We start from the raw sequence: 20,604 nt of genomic DNA on the forward strand, positions 1-20,604 counted from the left end.
GTTTTATAAATTAAAAAAACCACCTTAATTATTATTTGATTAAGGTAGTTTGTTCATAATGCATTTATTATAAATGTGAATTATTCAAATTTAAAACTAATAGCATTAGCTTTTGATTTTGTTTCATCTTTAAAAAATGATTTTATTTTATTATATTCTACATTTAATCAATTTGCATAACCTGGAAATTTTTGAGTTGACCCTTTAAGTCAAAATAATGCTTTTTTAAGTTCAAATTCTAATGCAGCACTTTTATTATTTTTTAATTTTTCTAAATTCTCAAGTTTATATTTAGCTCCTAAAATAAAACCTGGAATTTTTTCATCAATAAATTTGTTAAATTCATTTTGAACATTTGAATTATTATTTTTAAAATTTTCTTTAAGATTTAATTTTTTAATTTGTTCAACATTTTTTTCTACTCTTGAAACATAATTTTTAAATTTTTCATAATCAGCTTCAATTTTTTCTTTGCTTTCTTCTTTTGGTTCTTCTTTTGGTTCTTCTTTTGGTTCTTCTTTTGGTTCTTCTTTTGGTTCTTCTTTTGGTTCTTCTTTTGGTTCTTCTTTTGGTTCTTCTTTTACATCTTTTTTAGTAGTAAATGTAACTTCTACTTCACCTTCATGCTTTTCTGAAGTAACTTTAGCATTTTTTTCTGTAATATCTTTTATAGACAAAGTTAAATCTTTAGTTTTTTCATTTTTAGCTTTTATAACATCAATAATTTCTTTTTCTGAAGGTTTGTCTTCTTTAGTTTTTATTTCACCTAAACTAGTTTCTTTGACAAAATCACTTAATTTTGACTTAACTTCAGGTTTTTTAACTGGTTCACCACACTTTGCAGCAACCAAAGGTAAAGTTGATAATGATGCAACTGAACCTAATGCTAATAATATTTTATTTACTTTTTTCATTAATTATCTCCTAAACAAAATTTATGATTCAATACTTATTGTTATTAATTTATTACTTAAGTTCAAAATATAACGTTTTCCAACGCTACGAAACCAATTATAGTTTTTTTTTTTTTTTTGCACAAAATAGTTAAAATTCGTTGATTTTATACTTAAAGCTAATTGAATTTTCAAACAAATTTATTGAAAATGGATTCATTTTTATATTGGTTAAGTTATTGAACACATTGAAACTTAATTCAATTAATTAGTAATATTTTTTTCAATAAAATTCAGTCTAAAAATAAAAAATATAAGCAATAGTTCATTGATTTTTTTAATATATTATTTAATAAAATAAAAATTGCTTTTTTAAGCTTTTTTTATTTATAATTTAAATTAATAATCAATTAAATTTGAAATTTAATTTTTTATAAAAATTAAAATCTAAAACTATATGGTGGAACATGAAATCTAGAAAAAAAAATAAAAGTTTTCATGCCCAATCACAACAAATAAAAATAAAAAAAACTGAAATTAAAAATGATCAAAAAATTTATCAAATTGGCCAACTAACTTCAATTCAAGCTTTTAAATATGATGGAACTTTATATCGTCAATATGAAGGTTGCAAAATTGTTGCTAATTTAGATGATTTTGTTGTTGTGTTATTAATGAAAACTAAAGTCCAAGAAGCAGATATTAATTGAGTTGTTTCAACGCCAATTTTATTTTTCTTTGCAAAAAAACATTTTTATAATGTACTAATTACATTAAATGAGAATGAAAAAAATAATATCTATATTAATTTAGCAAGTCCTTTTTTTATTGATAAGGAGGCAATTAAATATATTGATTTTGATCTTGATGTTAAATGCTATAATGAAAATGATTTCAACGTTATTGATTGACAAGACTTTAAAAAATCAATTACAACTCTAAATTATCCATTAAAGTTAATTTATAAGATATATAAAGAACTAGATTCCTTAGAAAATCAAAGAAAAATGAACAAGGGAATTTTTTCAAAAAAAATGATTAATGAAATTAAAAAAATGTTAATTAGTTCTGGAGACATTTAAAAAACTACCCAATTAAGATTAAGGTAGTTTTTTTATTAAAAAAATGTTAGTAGAATTATTTTTTAAATGATAATTTCAATATTGATTGATTGCTTTCATTTGAAATTACATGTTTTCCTCTAGGAACAAAAGTAGCAACTTTGTATTTTACAATTATTTCAAATTCAACAGATTTATCGCTATTTTCCTTAACGTTTTTTATTTCATAATCTAACATACTTGAAAGATTCATTCTATTTTTATTTTTTTTGTCTTCTATAGTTGGTTTATTTGCATTTACAAGTTGTTGTTTATCACGTCCAAGTTTAGAAGCCACATTTGATTTAATTGAAAAAAATTCATTATGGTTTTTCTTGGTAGAATCCTTTTCAGTCCAATTTGGTATTTGACCCTTTTTAACAAATACAATGCTATTTGATGAAAAACTATAATATAAATCTAATTTCTTTTGACTTAGATCTTGTGCTAAATTTAAATCTTCCAATTTAACTTTCTCTGATTCTTTTAATTCCAAGATATCACGAAGTTCTTTTGCTAATTTATCTTCTTTCGACTCATTAGATGTATTTTCACCATCTCTTTTGATTTTATCAACTTTGTCTTTAAATTCTCGTCTAGCTTTCTTAAACTCTTCGTCTGTTTTTAACTCTGAAATTTTCTTTTCAGCATTTCTTACTTCAAGTTGTAAAGCACTTTTTACTTTACCATCATTCATTTTTGCAATTTCTTCTTTAACTTTTTTAATTTCTTTTTCAAATAATTGTTTTTCTGTTTCAGTACATGAGATTGCTAATAAAGGTAATGAAACAACTGAGATGCTAGATAATGATAATAATAATTTTGAACTTTTTTTCATATTATTTTTTCAATTTCCTTTCCTATTTTAATGTTATTGATTTAAATTTAAATTTTGATTTTATTATTCTAATTAATTACTTTTTTTATTTTCCTTATATAAATAATTTTACTATTAATTAAGACTAAAAGGAAGAAGTTAATCAAGTTTAATCAAATAAATTTAGGTGTATTTATAAACAAAAATACTATATTTAAGTCTTTATTAAAATTAAAATAAATTTAAGTTTTTATAGTCATTTGATTAAAAAATAAACCCACAATTATAATCGTAAGTTTATTCTCTTTTTTAATAAAAAATGTGTAAATAGTCAAATAAATTATTTAATAATGTTATTAAGTTGCTATTCTTTTTTTAATTTTTTTGAAATAGCAGAATTAAGAATTTGCTAATTGAATCTTTTTAAATTATTTAAATTTATTTTATCCTTTTTTGATTTCTTCAACTTCTTTTTTAAATGCTTCTCTAGCTTTTTTTATTTCTTCATCTTTTTCTAGTTTATTTAGTTGCTCTTTTGCCTCAGTTACTTTTTTATTTAATTTATCTTTGATTTCTTCTTTTAAATCTTTTGTGTTCTTAATGTAATCTTCAACACTTTTAATTTCTTTTTCAAATAATTGTTTTTCTGTTTCAGTACATGAGATTGCTAATAAAGGTAATGAAACAACTGAGATGCTAGATAATGATAATAATAATTTTGAACTTTTTTTCATATTATTTTTCTTATTTCCTTTCTTTAATTTTAATTTTGGATTTTTAATTTATTAATTAGTTTTTAAAATTTAAGATTATTATTCTTATTTACACTATTTTTTTATTTTTTTTAAATATCAATATCAAATTATTAATATAGAAATGTAAGTCAATTAGCAAATAAAAATAAATTCAAGAAAAATTGTATATCAAAATCTTTTTTTGAAGTAAAATTTATGCGTTTTAATTCAAACTTAATCATAATTTTTAGGTTTAAATTAAAACAAACCCACAACATTTGCCCTGTTGTGAGTTTTTATAGGTTGTTAATAGATTAACTAGATAATTCAATAGTTATATTAATAATTATTAAGCTGCTGGTTGAGCCTTTTTAACAGTAAAAGTAACTTTTACTTCGCCTTTGTGACCTTCAGCTGTAACTGTTGCTTCTTTGTTTTTCTTTTCACCTTCAGCAAGTTTAATTGTTAATTTTAGATCCTTAACTTTTGGATTTTTTTCTAAAATAACTTTTTTAAGTTCTTCAACTGTAATGTCATCTTCTTGTGTTGAAATTTCACCTAATTCTTTTTTATCAAATAATTTTGTTAGGTCTTTTTCTTCAACTGGAGCTGCTTCTTTTTTAGCAGTAAAAGTAACTTTTACTTCGCCTTTGTGACCTTCAGCTGTAACTGTTGCTTCTTTGTTTTTCTTTTCACCTTCAGCAAGTTTAATTGTTAATTTTAGATCCTTAACTTTTGGATTTTTTTCTAAAATAACTTTTTTAAGTTCTTCAACTGTAATGTCATCTTCTTGTGTTGAAATTTCACCTAATTCTTTTTTATCAAATAATTTTGTTAGGTCTTTTTCTTCAACTGGAGCTGCTTCTTTTTTAGCAGTAAAAGTAACTTTTACTTCGCCTTTGTGACCTTCAGCTGTAACTGTTGCTTCTTTGTTTTTCTTTTCACCTTCAGCAAGTTTAATTGTTAATTTTAGATCCTTAACTTTTGGATTTTTTTCTAAAATAACTTTTTTAAGTTCTTCAACTGTAATGTCATTTTCTTTTGTTGAAATTTCACCTAATTCTTTTTTATCAAATAATTTTGTTAGGTCTTTTTCTTCAACTGGAGCTGCTTCTTTTTTAGCAGTGAATGAAACTTTTACTTCACCTTTGTGATCGCTTGAAGTAACTTTAGCTGTGAATTTTTCACCTTCTTTTTTAATATCTTCAGCTTTTAAGTTTTTGAAATCTTTGGCTGCTTCATTTTTAGCTTTAACGGCAGTAATAACTTCTGTTGCTGATGGTGTACCACTTTGTTCTTTGGTTGTAATTTCACCTAGATCTGTGGTTTTAATAAATTCATTTATATTCTTTTTATTATCGCAAGATGCTGCAACTAGAGGAATTGCTGACATTGAAGCAATTGATCCTAAAGCTAAAAGAATTTTGCTTGATTTTTTCATATTATTATAATAGTTCTCCTAAAATTTATATTTTTAAATTTCGTTTATTTGTATACAAATAAAAAAATGCTTTTCAACTCAAAAAAATATTAAATTTTTAGCATCATATTTCATTTCCAAAATTAATAATGCTTTAAGAACTTATGTAAAGTAAATTCATTAAATGTGCTTCATTATAAGTTTTTTAAAAAAATTTTATTATTAATCTAAAAATTGAATTATTTTTAATTAAATAAATATCGACAATGCTTTATTTTTGTGTAGATAATTTTGATGTAAAAAATAATATTTCAAATGGTAATTTAGTAATTTAAGTATAATAATCCTTCTTCTTATAATTACCATTGAATTCTTAATTATGAAAATGAAAAATATTTTTTTGTTGAAACTAAAAATTATTAATATTATTTTATAAAAATCGAATTGAAAGTATTATAGTGATATATCTTAAAAGTATTTTACATTTAAATTGTTATTTATTTTACCTAAGTCTAAAACATATAACATTTTCAGTGTTACAAACACTATTATAAATGTTTTTTTAGTTTTTTTACAAAATAAAAATATATTTAATATATATTTAGTGAAATAAATGCACTTTTTATTCAATTTAATTGAATTAACAAGAAATTATTAATTGATTTAAAAGAGTTTTGTAAATGAAAAGGCATTTAATTTATAGGAATAAATATCAATAAATTAACAATTATTTAGATTGAATTATTTGAAATTTAAGAATATTGCAAAACTAATTTTATTTAATATTATATTTCATTAAAAAAATCAAGTTTTAGATTCTTTTTAAAAATATTAAATCGATATTAAGATATATATAGATTATTTAAAATAAGAAAACTCAAATTAAAATATATTTTCATTTTAAATTCAAGGAATGTATGCAAACTTAATTTTAATTTTAAAAATAAACCCACAACAGATTTGTTGTGAATTTTTATATTTCTAATAATATTAATTAAATAATCTAATATTCAAATTAATAATTTTAAGTAGATATTTATTTTGTTTTAATTTTAACTGCAAAGGTAATCGTTATTTCTTTGCTATCTAAATAACTAATTTTAGCTGTATATTTATCACCATCTTTTTTAATATTTTTTATTCTTGAAAAAGCTGCAAAATATAAAGCATATACGAATCCCATTTCTTTTCCAACTTCTTCAGAATTTGATTCAAGCAATTTAAGAATAAACTGATCTTTTTCAAAATAAAGAGAATCAATAATTTTTTCTTCTAATTCTTCCTTACTATCTTCAATTTCAATTTCAATAGGTTTTTCTAAATTAGTTTCTTTTAAAATCTCATTTACTGGTTTGTAATTTTTTCCATTTAATATGTCAATATCAAATTTTACCTCTACTTCTTCACCTTTATATTTATTAGAAATAATTTTTGCACCATATTTGGTATCTTCAATTTTTCTAATATCTTTTACATCTAGCTCTTCTACAAAATCTAGTAAATCTTTATTATGCAATCAACTACTTTTAGATCCAGCAAGATTATTTGTATTAATAATTCTTAAAATAATTACATAAATTGATCTATTAATACTTGCAAAAATTTTATCTTCATTTTGCTCTTGATTTTTTTGAATCATAATTGGAATAGTAACTAAATTAGTTTTCTTAATATATTCCTTTAAACTTTCAAATTTTTTAAAAGTGGTTGGATCATTTTTATTTATCTTAACTTTAAATTTAACTTCAATGTCACCTTCATGTTTACTAGAAATAACTTTAGCACTATAGATATCGCCATTATTCTTAATATCTTTTATTTTCAATGTTTTTCTTAAAGTAGAAATTAACTTGGAATCATAGTTATTTTTGAATTTAAGTTGAGTATTAACTACTATATTAACAACAATAAAATCAATAATTTTGTTTGTTTCTTCATTAAGTCTTTCAAGAATTTTTTCAGGTGATTTTTCATTTCCTTTAAGATCGATCTCAAAGGGTAGAAATGATAAATAAGGATTTTCAATAAGTTCACTTATATGAGGTCTTTGCAGTAACTCAATCTTAATCTTAAATTTAATTGTTACATAACCAATATATTCGCTCGAAGTTACTTTTGCTAAATAAATACATGGCTGATTACGAGATTTCTTAATTCCTTTTATTTCTAATTTTTTATCTTGCTTCAGAGATTGCAATTCATTTTCTTTTTCTTTATTTGCCTTAATAATAGCATCAAAGATCTTATCTATCTCTTTATTAAGTGCTGCAACAACTATTTTTTCAGTTTGTTCTTCGCCTTCATTTAATTTGATTGAAATATCTTCTAGCGTAGTTTGCCTAATAAGTCCATTTAATTTCTTTTTTTCTTCAATAACTTCTGTAGGCTTAATTTTAAAAGTAACAGTTACTTCACCTTTATGATCACTTGAAGTAACTTTAGCAATAAATTTATCGCCATCTTTTTGAGAATTTTCAACTTTTAGATTTTTAAAATTTTTCGTTGCTTCATTTTTAGCTTTAATTGCATTAATGATTTCTTCAGATGATGGTATGCCATCTTTTTCTTTAGTTGAAATTTCACCTAAGTCAAGATTTTTAATAAATTCATTGAGATTTTTTTTTATTGCAGGATGCTGCCACTAATGGAATTGTTGACAGCGATCCAATCGAACCTAAGACTAAAAGAATTTTGTTTGATTTTTTCATATTATGTTTAATAAATCTCCTAAATTCTAAATAAATTTCAATTATTTATGTACAAATAAAAATGCATCTTAACATTAAAAAAATATTAAACTCTTAGTAGCATTTTCATTTTCAAAATTAGCAATGTTTTAATCAACTTAAATAAAAATAAATTCATTAAATGCAAAATATCTGATCAGTTTTTTTAAGAACTTTATTATTATTCTAAAACCTAAATCATTCAACTAACTAAGTGAATGTTAACTATGTGCTTTTTTATTAGTACGAATTAAGTTTTAATGATGAAAATGAAAAATTTTTTTTGTTGGATCTAAAAAGTGTTACGATTATTCTTTTTAAAAATTGAATATAAAGTTATTATATTTTTTATATGTTAAAAGTATTTTACATTTAAATTGTTATTTATTTTATTTAAGTTTAAAACATATAACATTTCAATGTTAAAATCAATTATTTTAAAGACTTTTTTGGTTTTTATTGCAAAATAAGCATATTTTCAGCAAAATTCAATGAAATAAACATAATTCTTATTGAATTAGATTGAATTTATAAAATATTGTACATTGATACAAAAAAATACTTTGATCAAGAAAATATTCATTCATAAAATAAATTAAAAAAAATAAAAAACCTGAATTGCATCAGGTTTCTTATTTTAATTAATCAATTAAGAAAAGAATTTTTAACTCCCCATTTTGTGGACTAATAAGTTTAGCTGAATTTTCTTGTCTTATTAATTCTACACTTATACTTAAGTTTTTAGTTTCAGAATATTTTTTATTAATGTCATCAAGAATTGCTTTTTTTAATAATTCGTCATTTGATTTATTAATTTCAGAACCTCTTAGATCAACAAATGGAATATTAACAATTTCTTTTAATGTTTTGATTGATGAAACAAATTTAATTTCAACTGAATCATCATGTTTTGATGAAGAAACGATTGCAGTAGTTGATGTTATTTCTTTGATATCAATTTCTTGTTCAAATTTCTTAGCTTCTGGATTTTTTGCAACAAGTGCAACAAAAATTTCTTCTTTAGTTGGTTGTTCACCAGTTAGATACTTAATTTCACCTAAATCTGTAACTTCAATTACATCTAATAATTTTTGTTTGATTGGAGCATAAGTAACTTGTATTCTGCTATTAAATTCAGATGAAATAACTGTTGCTTCTTCTTTGGTAATATCTTTGACTTCTAAATCTGCTTCCAAATTTAGCATTTTTGTTTCTTTTAATTTTTTTAATTCTGGATTTTTTTCAACTAATTTATTAATTATTTCTAAATATGATGGTAATCCACTTTTTTCTGATGTTTTAATTTCACCTAAGTCAGTTACTGGTGCAATTTCATTTAATTTAAATTTAGATGAAATGAATTCAACTTTAAAGTCTTTAATTTCATATTTTTTTGAAGCAATTTTTGCACTAAATTTATTATTATCTTCTGCATCTTTTTTAATTTCCCCAATTTCTAAATCTAAAGCCAAACATTCGGCATTAGGGTTTTCTTTAATGATCTTTTCAAGTACTTGTTTTTTTGTTGGTCTATCACCTAACAAGTATTTAATTTCTTTTAAGTTAGTAACTTTAATAATGTCAGATAATTTTTCTTTGACAACATTAAAATTAATTTCAACTTTATCATCATAAGATTTTGAGGTTATTTTTGCTTTATTGTTAGTAATATCTTCAACATCAAAAAGTAATTTTTTTGCTTTTGGATTATTTTTATTAATTAATTTAATAAGTTGTTCTTTAGTTGGAGTTTTTCCACCAAAGGTTACAATTTCACCTAAATTTCTTTTATCAAAAAACTCTGATAATTTTTCTCGCACAAGACTGAAATTTACAATTACATCACCAAGATGTTCACCTGAAAAAATCTTTGCATTTTCATCTGTAATATCAATTGCACTTAATTTTTTAAAATCCTTTGTTTTTTGATTTTTGTTTTTGAATACTTCAATAATTTTTTCAGAATTTAGTTTTTGACCACCTTGAGTTTTAATTTCTTTTAATTCTAGTGTAGTAATAAAGTCTTTTAAATTTTTTCGATTATCACATCTTGCAGCAATTAAAGGTATTGTTGATAATGAGACAATTGAACCTAATGCTAACAAGATTCTACTTGATTTTTGCATTATTTATAATCTCCTAATAATTTAATATTGAATGAATTATTCAAATACAAAATACTTTTTTAATTGCTTACAAAATTCTTTAATTACTTTTTTTATTTTATTTATATTGAAATTATTTTTATTTAAAATGCTTTTGCATTTAAACTTATTAAAATTAAAATTTATTCCAACAATGAATTTAAATTTCAATATCTAACGCTATTTTTTTAAATTAAATTAAAAAAATTAATAATCTAAGAAATTAAATTATTTTAATTTTTTTTATTAGAACAAATTATTAATAAAAGAATGCAAATAATATAAAGAACAAAATTTTATTTATTCATATTATTTAATTTCGTAAGTAAATTATTTATATTGAAACTAAAATTATTAATCCAAAGAAATTACATTTACATGTGATCAATTAATAAATGTTTTTTCTTGCTTAAATTGATTAAAAATTGATATATATTTGTAAAGTATCTTGTATTTTAATTTTTTATTGTACTTAAATTAAAAATATATAACTTTTAATGTTACAAAAAAAATTATAAGTCATTTTCTAAAGATTTTTTGTAAAAAGTAATTACTTTTTTAAAATAATCATCTTATTTGCTGCAAAAAAAATATAAAAAAATACAGATTGTAATTTACACATGCCAAATAATTTTTTTAAAAAATATTTTTAGCATTTAGTTTTTAATCTGTATTTTTATTTTAAATTTAATTATTAATTTTCAAAATCATTTTCTTTAGATTCGTTATTACCTTTATCAGCAACATCATTTTCATCTTTGATCGCGTGTTTTTTTAACTCTTCGTCAAGATCGTCTTTATATTTATCTTCAGTAATATTTTTCTTGCCAGAAATTTCATTAAATAAATTATTAAAATCATTTTCAGAATATTCTTCTTTTAAAGTTTCTTTTGTAGTTGTGATTTCCTCTGGTAATTTCATGTTTTTAGCAATGTATTCAATTTCTTCGGCAACTATTGTTTCTTTAATAATTAAAGCGTCTTTGATTAGTTCTAATAATTCACGATTTGATGAAATAATTTCATGCGCTTTTTTTTCTGCTTCTAGAATAATTTTTCTAATTTCTTCATCAATTTCTTGGCCGACCTTACTTGAAAATGAAGTATTTTTCATATAATCACGACCTAAGAATGGATTAGCATTATCTTCTTCGTATTTAATTGGACCTAAATCTGATAATCCTCATTCAGTAACCATTTTTCTAGCAATGTTTGTTGCTTTTGCGATATCATCACTTGCACCAGTTGAAACATTTTCTTTGCCATAAATAATTGCTTCAGCAACACGACCACCCATAAATGAAGTAATAATTGCAAGTAATTCTGATCTTGAATGATTATATTTTTCTTCTTCAGGCATCATTAAATTGTATCCACCAGCTTGTCCCCGTGGGATGATAGTAATTTTTTGAACTTTATTACCACCTTGCATTTTAATCCCAACAACAGCATGACCGGCTTCATGATAAGCAACAGAAATATTTTCTTTTTCTGAAATTGTTCTTGATTTTTTCGCAGGACCAGCCATTACCCGGTCAATAGCTTCATCAATTTGGTCTAAAGTAATGAATTTTGATCTTTCTCTAACACTTAATAATGAGGCTTCATTAATAACATTTTCTAATTGTGCACCCGAAAAACCTGGTGTTCTTCTTGCGACTTGTGAAAAGTTGATTTTTGGATCTATTTGTTTTCCTTTTGAATGAAGTTTTAAAATTGCTTCTCTTTCTTTTACATCCGGTAGTCCAACTGTAATTACCCGATCAAAACGACCTGGTCTTAATAGTGCTGGATCCAAGACATCTGTCCGGTTGGTTGCTGCCATAATTAGAATTCCACTATTTTCTTTAATTCCATCCATTTCAACTAGTAATTGGTTCAGTGTTTGTTCTCTTTCATCATTTCCACCACCAATTCCGGCACCTCTTGAACGCCCAACTGCATCAAGTTCATCAATGAAAATAATTGCTGGTGCTTCTTTTCTTGCATTTTCAAACATGTCTCTTACACGTTTAGCTCCAAGTCCAACAAACATTTCGACAAAGTTTGATGCTGAAATAAAGAAAAATGGTACATTTGCTTCACCTGCTGTTGCTTTGGCAATTAAGGTCTTCCCTGTTCCTGGAGGTCCACCTAATAAGATTCCTTTGGGAATTCTCGCACCTGCTGCTGCATATTTTTTAGGATTTTTTAAATAGTCAACTAATTCAAAAACTTCTTCTTTAACTTCATCATTTCCAGCAATATCTGAAAATTTTTTATCTGAATAAACTCTTTGTGCTAATGATTTATTATTAAATCCTGCAATATCACCACCCAAACCTCTTAATGACATTGATCTAATACTATAAATTAAAGCAATAATAATTACACCAATGAAAATAAAATTAAGGGCAGGACTGATATATCTTGAAAAAATCCCTGGTCTTGGAACTGGAATTGCAACATATTGTCCGACTGCGCCATTTGCTCCGGTTGTTATTACTGATAGTGCACCATGGTATGTTGTAACTGATTCTTTATTAACCCAGCTCACAACTGCTTTAGGAAGAGTTTTCTCAATTAATCCACTTACATGCACAGTAAATGTATAAGAATTAAAAGGATATGAACTATTTCCTAATAGTTGACCAATTTTGTTGGGTGGTCCTGCTATTGTGACTGAAAGTGTATCTGCATATGGATTTTCAATTCATTGAGAAACATATAATTCATTATCTGCTACTGTTTCTTTAACAACTTTTTGTAAGAATGATATATCTTGAAATTTAATTGATGCTGCTCGGATCTGTTCAATTGCAATTAAAATTAAAACAATTAATGCAACAATTCCAATAAAAATTCCAATAATTCCAACCATCCCAATTTTTTTCTTTTCTTTGGGTTGAACTGGCTTATTATTTTTGTCCATAATATTAATTTGCCTCCTTATTTATTTATAAATAATAAAATTATAAATTAAAACCTATTTTTTATCGATTTTAATAATTTTTAGTAGTTTATTCTTTTTAAAAATTGCGAGATTTTTATTAATAATAAATGACTTAAAATTCTTTTGTGACAAAATGAATTTTTTAAATCCAATAAGTTTATTTTTAGAGATTTTAATATCACCAAGATTTCTGTGTAAATATTCAAAAAGAATTTCATTGATATAACAATGATTTAAATCTAATTTTTTGTAATTAAAATTGCTTTTTTCAAAATCAAGATATATTGATTCAACAATTTGATTTTTTTTGCTTAAATCTTTATTTACTTGATGAATTTCATTTATAAGACAATCCTTTTGATTGTTTTTGCATTTTGCTAATTCAATTCGAATTTTATTTCTTGTATAAATCGGCAATAAATTTGTGCAATCAATTGCATAAGGGATTTGGAAGTTTTTGCAAAATTCTAAAATTTCATCTTTGTACCAAAGATTAATCATTGGTCGAAAAATTTTCATTCCCAAAATATTATTTAATATTGAAATTCCGACATTCCTAGGTTTTCTTTTTGATTGTTTTTGAAATAAATAAGTTTCCAATAAATCATCTTTATGATGTGCCAATAATAAACAAGAGGCTTGATATTTATCATAAATTTTTTTATAAAAGCAATAGCGTTCATCTCTTGCAACTTTTTGGAAATTACCTTTTTTTTCTTGTTCACATTGATCTAAAATTAATAGTTCATATTTGATATTGTGCTCTTTGCAAAAATCTTCAACAACTTTTTGATCAACTCATGAATCTGCACGTTTGTTGTAATTAACACAAGCAACAATAATATTTTGATTTTTCATTAGGTTAAGTAATCACATTGAATCAGGACCCCCACTTATTCCTAAAATAAATGGCTTATCAAGTGTAATATTTTTGTTTGCAAATTCATTGAAAAATTTACTATTTATTTGCTGCATCATCTTATTTGTCATGATTTTTGTTTGAGAAATTATTCATTACATAACGAATGTCGTTGTAAATAAATGAAATCAATGCCTCAGTTGCAACATCAATAACTTTTTCAATGATCTGGTAATCTGCAAAACTAAATTTACCCAACACAAAATTAATTGCATTATTACTTCTTCCAATCCCAATTTTCAAACGTTTGATTTCATCTGTTTTTAAATGCTGAATGATACTATTAATTCCATTATGACCACCTGACGAACCTTTTTGACGAATATTAACTTTTCCAAGTTCAGTATCCATATCATCATAAACAACAATAATGTCATCAATCAAAATATCATAATATTCAGAAATTGCTTTAACAAATTCACCACTATTATTCATATAAGTTAAGGGTTTTGCTAAAATCACATCTTTATTTTTAAAAAAGATTCCGTTGAATTTTTTTTCTTTAAGTGGTGCCTCTAGTTTTTCAGATAATTTATCAATCACCATAAAACCAACATTATGTCTTGTTTTTTCATATTCAACTCCAGGGTTTCCTAACCCAACAATTAATTTCATTTTTTTAACTCCTTTTATTTCACAAGTATTTGATATTTGTTATTCTTTCTGAATCACTATCATTTTTAATTCCAAATTCTAAAGCTTCTTTCTCTCCGATGATAACACTATATTGTTTTGCTCTTGTAATCGCTGTATAAATTAATTTCTTGCTTAATAATTTTTTTGCTTCAGAAAATAAAACAACAATAACTGCTTTTGTTTCGCTTCCTTGATATTTATGCACACTTGTGCAATAAGCTGGGTAAGTGTTTTCAAAAAAATTGCTTCGTGAATATGTGATGCTTTTTTTATCCTGATCAAAATCAACACCAATATGGGTAAGAATTTTTTCTTTTTTTGTTTTAAGATTTCCAAAAACAAAACGCGAAATATAACCAATTTCCCCATTAAAAATTTTTTGTTTTGAATCATTAACTAAATTAATTACTTTATCATTTAAGGCAAGTTTTTTATCATGATATGTAATTATTTCTTGATTTTCTTTTTTTCTAAAATAATCATTTAATTCAATATTTAGTTCATCAATCCCTGTTTGATATTTATAAATTGGACTTAGGACTGCAATTTCTTTTTTATCATATCCAGCTTCTAGCAATAAATCAATTTTTTTAATTAATTCCTTTTTTAATAATTCAGGTTCACACTCAATAAATTGCGAGCTACTTCCATCAAAAAAAGGCATAAGTCCTTGATTAATTTTTAGAGCATCATGAACAATTTGATAATTTTCAGCTTGACGATAAATTTTTTCTAAAAAAATTGTTTCAAAAATTTTTGCGTCAATGAAATCATTAATTAAATAACCTGAGCCAATTGCTGGCAATTGATCTTTGTCACCAACTAAAATAATTTTTTTTAATGACTTTTTAGAAAGACCTTTCAATAAATGATAAAAAAGTTCAAGTGAAACCATTGAAAATTCATCAATGATTAAACAATCAATTGAAATTGGATTTTTTTCATTAATATAAAACTTATTTTCATCAGCATCTCATTGTAAAAAACTATGAATTGTTTGGGCTTTAACGTCATTTTGTTTTGTATTAATATTAATTGTTGCTCGCCCCGTGGGGGTTAAAATTGCAATGTTTTCTTTGTCATATTTTTTTAGTAGATGATGAATAATTTCATTTGTAATTAAAGTTTTCCCTGTTCCTGGATTACCAGTAATTAAAAGTAATTTTTTTGCAAGTGCTTCTTTAATTGCTAATTCTTGTGTTTGATCAAAATTCATTGTTGGTTCAAACAAAATATCAAAATTAACATTTAAATTATTAATATGAATTAATTTATTAATGACATATTTTTCCATATAAATAATGTCACGAGTTGTGTAATAAATTCCATCATCATAAGCTAGTTCAATTAAATAAACTTTTTGAATTAATTCTTCTTTTGCAGCATTAAATTTATTGATTTCTTTAAACAATTCTTGACCATAATTATTTTGAAAAAGTATTTTATATAAAAGTTCTTTTTTTATTCTTGTATTTCCAGATAAAAAAAAGTATTCTTGTAAATAATGGTATAAATATGTTGCATTTTTATAAGCAAAAGCTTCAGGATGATAATTTTTTACAATTTTATCCAGGTCAGTTAATCTTACTTTTTTATCTTCATCTGCATCAAAATAATATTGATAAAAATTATCATGATATTCTTCAAGAAATTCATTGAGATTTTGAAATGTTTTTGCTATTTGCTTATAAAAATTTAAACTCACATCAATTTTAAATAAGGCTGAAATATCAGAAATAAATGCATAATTTTCTTTTACAATTGAAACAAATTCATTTCAAGTTTCTTCCTCTATTCCAAATAAGCTACCATTGATTCTTTGATTCTTAATAATTTTAAAAAAGAGGTCTTCTTTTAGTTCATTAACTAAAATTCCTGCTTTGGAATCAACTAGTTTTTTAAAAATTGGTAATCTTAACACACGAACTAGGTAATTTAGTTTATTAATCTCAGTTTCTTTATTTTTAATTGGTAAGATTTCTGAAGATAAATCAATTAAATAACTATCAGGATATTTTGAAACTTGATTTTTAATCAAACTAAGTTGATAATCTTGCTCTTCAAAAACAATTTTTGAATCAGCAAAAAGATTATTTTTAAAAGTTATGGAAATTCCTTCATATTTATTCAATGAAACAGGATTAAGATCATCGTTTTTTTTGATATAAAAAGAGACAATCAATGTTTTTGAATCACTTGATTGCCAAAGAATTTTCTTAAACTGCCCAATAACTTTTGAAGTTTGTCTTTCCATTATCTTTTAAATTGTAACATAAACACCCATTTTATTCCTTTTTTAAAAATAAGTTATCTTTTGGGTTTTTCATTAATTTTTTTGAACAAAAAAAGTATAAAATTTAAACTAATATAAGGAGAATTAAATGATTGATCTAAAATATCTTTTAAGAAATAAAGAAGAAGTTACAAAAAAATTAGCAACAAGAAACTTTGATCATTCACTATTGGAAGCAATTTATTCACTAGGTGAAAAAAGAAATAAATTAATTCATAATCTTGAGATTTTACAAGCAAAAAGAAATTCATTAAGCGAAGAAATTGGAATTAAAAAAAGAAGAAAAGAAAACTGTGATACCTTAATGGAAGAAGTTAATCAAGTAAAAAAAGAAATTGAAATTATTGAAGATCAAACCAACAAAATTTTTTTAGAAGTTGAGCAATTAAGATTGCAAATTCCTAATATTCCTTATGATGATGTACCAGTTGGATTGGATGAAGAAAGTAATCTTTGTATTAATGAATATCCAAATTTAGGGCGTGGCTTAGTTGAAAATGTTTTACCCCATTATGAAATTGCAACAAAATTAGATATTGTTGATTTTACAAGAGCAACTAAACTTGCCAAGTCACGCTTTGTTTTATACAAAAATGATGGTGCCAAATTAATCCGCGCACTTGAAAATTTTATGCTTGATACACATCTTAAAAATGGTTACAAAGAAATCATGCCAATGCATTTAGTTAATTCAAATATGCTATATGGGACTGCTCAATTACCAAAATTTGCTGATGATTTATTCAAGATTGAAAATAGTGATTTATGATTAATCCCAACTGCTGAAGTTCCAATTACAAATTATCATTATGATGAAATTCTAAATTTAGAAAATCCAATTAAATATGTTGCTTATACCAAATGTTTTCGTTCAGAAGCAGGAAGTGGAGGCAAAGATACCAAAGGCTTAATTCGTCAACATGAATTTCATAAAGTTGAATTAGTAAAATTTGTTAGTGAAGAAGATGCTTTGGTTGAATGAAAAAAAACTGTTGATGATGCAAAATTAATTCTTCAATTATTAGAAATTCCTTTTAGGGAAATTCTTTTATGTACTGGTGATTTAGGTTTTGGTTCAGCCAAAACAATTGATTTGGAATTATGAATCCCATCAGAACAAAGATATCGTGAAACAAGTTCAATTTCAATCTATAAAGACTTCCAAGCAATTCGCGCTAAAATTCGGTACAAAACAAAAGATAATAAAACTAAATATGCTTATACAATTAATGGATCTGGTTTAGCAATTGATCGAGTTGTTGCAGCAATTTTAGAAAATTATCAAAACAAAGATGGAAGTATTAACATTCCTAAAGTTTTAATTCCTTATATGCAAAAAGAATTTATTAAATAAAAACAACGAAATACAAAAAATGTATTCGTGTTTTTTTAATTTGATTTTAAAATCAAACAATAGAAAATCTCATCTAATTTAAGTTATTCATTAATTTAATATAAAATGTATTATATGAAAAGAGTTAAAAAAAATATTTTGTTTTTAATGGGTTTAATAGGAATGATTTCACCACTTACAATTTTGTCAGCAAAATGTGAGAATAGAAATGATGAAGCTAAAAACACTAATGAAAATGAAAATAATTCAAGTAATAGAGATGATACAAGTCAAGATTCAAACAATGATAAGAATGAAATAATTCCTAACCCTTCGCCAAATCCAAGTCCAATTCCAGTTCCTGATCATTCAAACAATGACAAAGACAATCAAAATTCAAATCCAAATCCAAATCCTCAGCCTCAACCTCAACTAAAACCAAATAACCAATGAAGTGAAGAATCTAAGGAAGTTGAAGGACTAAGTTTTGACAAATATAGTGAACTGGCTAATTTTTATAGGCTTACCAATGAATTAACAGTAGAAGAAGCAATTTCAAAAATAATTAATAAAGAAGAAAATGGAATTAAAATATCAAATATAAAAATTATTGCTTTTGATGAATCAAAAGGAACTCTTTCAATTTCAATTGGTATTGAAGAAAAAGATTTTAAAGTATCAAATAAAGAAATTAATATTTCTGGGTTCAAAAAAATTGAAATATTTGATGAAAATTCAATATCAATATTTATAGATAATGAAAAACTTTTTGAGCAAAATAAAAAGATAGTAGATATTGAAAACAAGGACTTAGAAAGTTATATTAAAATAATAGGAATTAGTAGTTTAGGAAATAAGATAAATATAATTGGTCAAATAAAAAAACACCCAAAAAATTATTTTGTTGATCACGAAAATAAAATTAAATTCTCTAATAGTAAAAAAGAAGGAATAAATTTTGAATTAAATATAAATTATGATAGAAAAGTAAACAATAATGTTGAAAAAATTTCAAAAAAGATCAAAGTCATAAATAAAAAAATTCAAAATAAAGATTGAGATAATAAAAAAATTTTAGATCATTTAATTGATAATTACATTACCATAAAAAATGACATAGATTTTAATAGATATCCTTCATTTTTTTTAAATAGTCTAAGAAATACAAAGAAAGTTGCTGACAACTTTTTAAATAATGAGAAGGAAGACTATTTCAATAAAAATGATGGTTTAAGAATTGAATTTGCTAATGAAGATCTAAATATTGATGACCAGTTAGGAGAATTAGATATCACATTTAGTCTTAAAATAAAAGAAGATAATGGTGTTGAAACTTATTCCAAAACAAAAAAAATCAAAATTCAAGGATTTAAAAAATTAACAATTGATTATTTGAATAACTATTTTAATTTAAGAATAGACACAGTAAGTGAAAGTGGAAAAAAATTTGCTGCAAATATAAAAAAATATTACCTAAAAAATAAGACTTTAGATTTTAACTATGTAATTAGGCATTTGAATAAAAGTGAAAGCAATAAAAAGACACTTCTAAGTTTAATTGATACTTTTGATAATCTTAATACTACAGAATTAAAAATATTTAAAAATTCAATAATAAAATTAGATGCTAATTCAAAAGATATTGAAGAAGTTATAAGAAATGGAACTCAAATAAATTTTTTAAATAGTGAAGATTCAGATAATTTTGAAATTGAAAATTTAGCTGTAAATTTCAAAAGTTTAAAAATTGATGATAATAGAAACAATATGGTTTGATTGAACTATGATTTAGAAATATCTCTTAACCCTAGGTCAGAACATCAAAAAAATATAATAATTCCAAAAAGCACTTTCTTCATTTTTTAAAAATTCAGAAATTTTTTACTAAAATCAAAATATGAAGACAATATATTTAGAAATAGTATTAACATTGAAAACATGAAAAGAAGTAAAAAATATTGATAGAAAATCATTACCAGCAATGAATCTTGATTTTTTTCCTTTTTCTAATAAAAAAAGAGTCTTTTTTGATGAAAATACACAAAGTTTTTATGTTACAAAAAAAGATAAATCAAATTTTTGAAAAATAAATGTTAAATTTGAATTAATTAAATTTAATGAAAACTTAATATCATTTTTAGAATCTATATATAGTCAATCAATAAAAAAATTAAAACTTCTTTTTAATATAAAAAATGACGATGATATTCGTTTTAAAGAAAAGGAGCCTGGAAGTCTAATGGGTTCTCTAACATCAATAGTTAATCATTATTGTTATATTGACGAAGAAATTGATATATTTGATTTTATAACAGATATATTCATAAGATTATTAAATGGTCATTTCTTTTATGATGGTAATAAAAGAGGAGCTCTAATGTTTGCAGTGCAATTATTAAAATTTTTAGGATATTACTTTTATTGAAATGATAATAATAATACAATGTTTATTTCTGATATATATTCAAAATATTTGGAAAAAGAATTAAAAACATTTGTTAAAAAATTAGAAAATAAAGCAAATATGGGAAATACTAAAAAATCAATAAAGGAATGAATTTACAAAAACATAATGATAAATCTTTGATAAATTTGCAAAAATATTATTAAATTGTTATATTCAATGCTAACAAAAGTTTGATAAAATTAAATTAAAG

Annotated in this window: 16 protein-coding genes; 5 read left to right on the forward strand and 11 right to left on the reverse strand. The window is 23.4% G+C overall.

From position 1 onward, the window contains the following. Positions 1–80 precede the first annotated feature (80 nt). Positions 81–914, reverse strand: a complete 834-nt coding sequence (locus D2845_RS03470; RefSeq protein WP_145960851.1) for a variable surface lipoprotein — start codon at positions 912–914, stop codon at positions 81–83. 446 nt (positions 915–1,360) lie between these two features. On the opposite strand from D2845_RS03470, the gene D2845_RS06665 reads away from it, so the two are divergent. After that, positions 1,361–1,975 (forward strand): DUF402 domain-containing protein, encoded by a 615-nt coding sequence (locus D2845_RS06665; protein WP_110858502.1) that lies wholly within the window; start codon positions 1,361–1,363, stop codon positions 1,973–1,975. A gap of 55 nt (positions 1,976–2,030) precedes the next feature. On the opposite strand, the gene D2845_RS02595 is transcribed toward D2845_RS06665, so the two are convergent. From D2845_RS02595 to D2845_RS06670, 4 genes are all read right to left on the reverse strand, one after another. After that, entirely contained in the window at positions 2,031–2,831 is an 801-nt protein-coding gene (locus D2845_RS02595; protein WP_117275979.1) for a variable surface lipoprotein, read from the reverse strand. A gap of 422 nt (positions 2,832–3,253) precedes the next feature. Next, complete coding sequence (locus tag D2845_RS02600; RefSeq protein WP_002881514.1) at positions 3,254–3,544, reverse strand: variable surface lipoprotein; 291 nt, start codon at positions 3,542–3,544, stop codon at positions 3,254–3,256. A 349-nt stretch (positions 3,545–3,893) separates the two neighbouring features. Further along, a complete protein-coding gene (locus D2845_RS02605; RefSeq protein WP_117275980.1) occupies positions 3,894–4,985 on the reverse strand; it encodes a variable surface lipoprotein in 1,092 nt (363 codons plus the stop codon). 1,015 nt (positions 4,986–6,000) lie between these two features. Further along, positions 6,001–7,161 carry a hypothetical protein gene (locus D2845_RS06670; RefSeq protein WP_110858479.1) on the reverse strand — a complete coding sequence of 387 codons (1,161 nt, stop codon included), beginning with the start codon at positions 7,159–7,161 and terminating at the stop codon, positions 6,001–6,003. 112 nt (positions 7,162–7,273) lie between these two features. Between D2845_RS06670 and D2845_RS06675 the strand changes: the two genes are divergently transcribed. Next, complete coding sequence (locus tag D2845_RS06675) at positions 7,274–7,609, forward strand: hypothetical protein (protein WP_170107400.1); 336 nt, start codon at positions 7,274–7,276, stop codon at positions 7,607–7,609. On the opposite strand, the gene D2845_RS06965 is transcribed toward D2845_RS06675, so the two are convergent. From D2845_RS06965 to D2845_RS02635, 6 genes are all read right to left on the reverse strand, one after another. Next, complete coding sequence (locus D2845_RS06965) at positions 7,562–7,672, reverse strand: variable surface lipoprotein (protein ID WP_145960852.1); 111 nt, start codon at positions 7,670–7,672, stop codon at positions 7,562–7,564. The genes D2845_RS06675 and D2845_RS06965 overlap by 48 nt on opposite strands. A gap of 659 nt (positions 7,673–8,331) precedes the next feature. Continuing rightward, on the reverse strand, positions 8,332–9,816 hold the full coding sequence (locus tag D2845_RS02615; protein WP_110858480.1) for a variable surface lipoprotein: 1,485 nt from the start codon (positions 9,814–9,816) through the stop codon (positions 8,332–8,334). A 712-nt stretch (positions 9,817–10,528) separates the two neighbouring features. Continuing rightward, positions 10,529–12,745, reverse strand: a complete 2,217-nt coding sequence (gene ftsH, locus D2845_RS02620) for an ATP-dependent zinc metalloprotease FtsH (protein WP_110858481.1) — start codon at positions 12,743–12,745, stop codon at positions 10,529–10,531. Positions 12,746–12,799: 54 nt separating this feature from the next. Beyond that, positions 12,800–13,756, reverse strand: coding sequence for a tRNA lysidine(34) synthetase TilS (gene tilS, locus D2845_RS02625; RefSeq protein ID WP_110858482.1), 957 nt, complete (start codon positions 13,754–13,756; stop codon positions 12,800–12,802). Beyond that, entirely contained in the window at positions 13,746–14,300 is a 555-nt protein-coding gene (gene pth, locus D2845_RS02630) for an aminoacyl-tRNA hydrolase (protein ID WP_002881544.1), read from the reverse strand. The genes tilS and pth overlap by 11 nt, the downstream gene beginning before the upstream one ends. Positions 14,301–14,304: 4 nt before the next feature. Continuing rightward, positions 14,305–16,575 (reverse strand): AAA family ATPase, encoded by a 2,271-nt coding sequence (locus tag D2845_RS02635; protein ID WP_002881547.1) that lies wholly within the window; start codon positions 16,573–16,575, stop codon positions 14,305–14,307. A 127-nt stretch (positions 16,576–16,702) separates the two neighbouring features. On the opposite strand from D2845_RS02635, the gene serS reads away from it, so the two are divergent. The 3 genes from serS (at position 16,703) to D2845_RS06690 (ending at position 20,537) form a co-directional block, all read left to right on the forward strand. Further along, complete coding sequence (gene serS / locus D2845_RS02640; RefSeq protein ID WP_110858494.1) at positions 16,703–17,968, forward strand: serine--tRNA ligase; 1,266 nt, start codon at positions 16,703–16,705, stop codon at positions 17,966–17,968. A 114-nt stretch (positions 17,969–18,082) separates the two neighbouring features. Beyond that, the gene (locus tag D2845_RS06685; RefSeq protein ID WP_170107402.1) at positions 18,083–19,813 is read left to right on the forward strand and encodes a hypothetical protein; all 1,731 of its coding nucleotides are present in this window, start codon (positions 18,083–18,085) and stop codon (positions 19,811–19,813) included. 31 nt (positions 19,814–19,844) lie between these two features. Beyond that, positions 19,845–20,537 carry a type II toxin-antitoxin system death-on-curing family toxin gene (locus D2845_RS06690; protein WP_110858492.1) on the forward strand — a complete coding sequence of 231 codons (693 nt, stop codon included), beginning with the start codon at positions 19,845–19,847 and terminating at the stop codon, positions 20,535–20,537. Positions 20,538–20,604: the final 67 nt, after the last annotated feature.

Source organism: Metamycoplasma alkalescens, assembly GCF_900476125.1.
In the GTDB taxonomy this organism is placed as follows: Bacteria; Bacillota_I; Bacilli_A; order Mycoplasmatales; family Metamycoplasmataceae; genus Metamycoplasma; species Metamycoplasma alkalescens.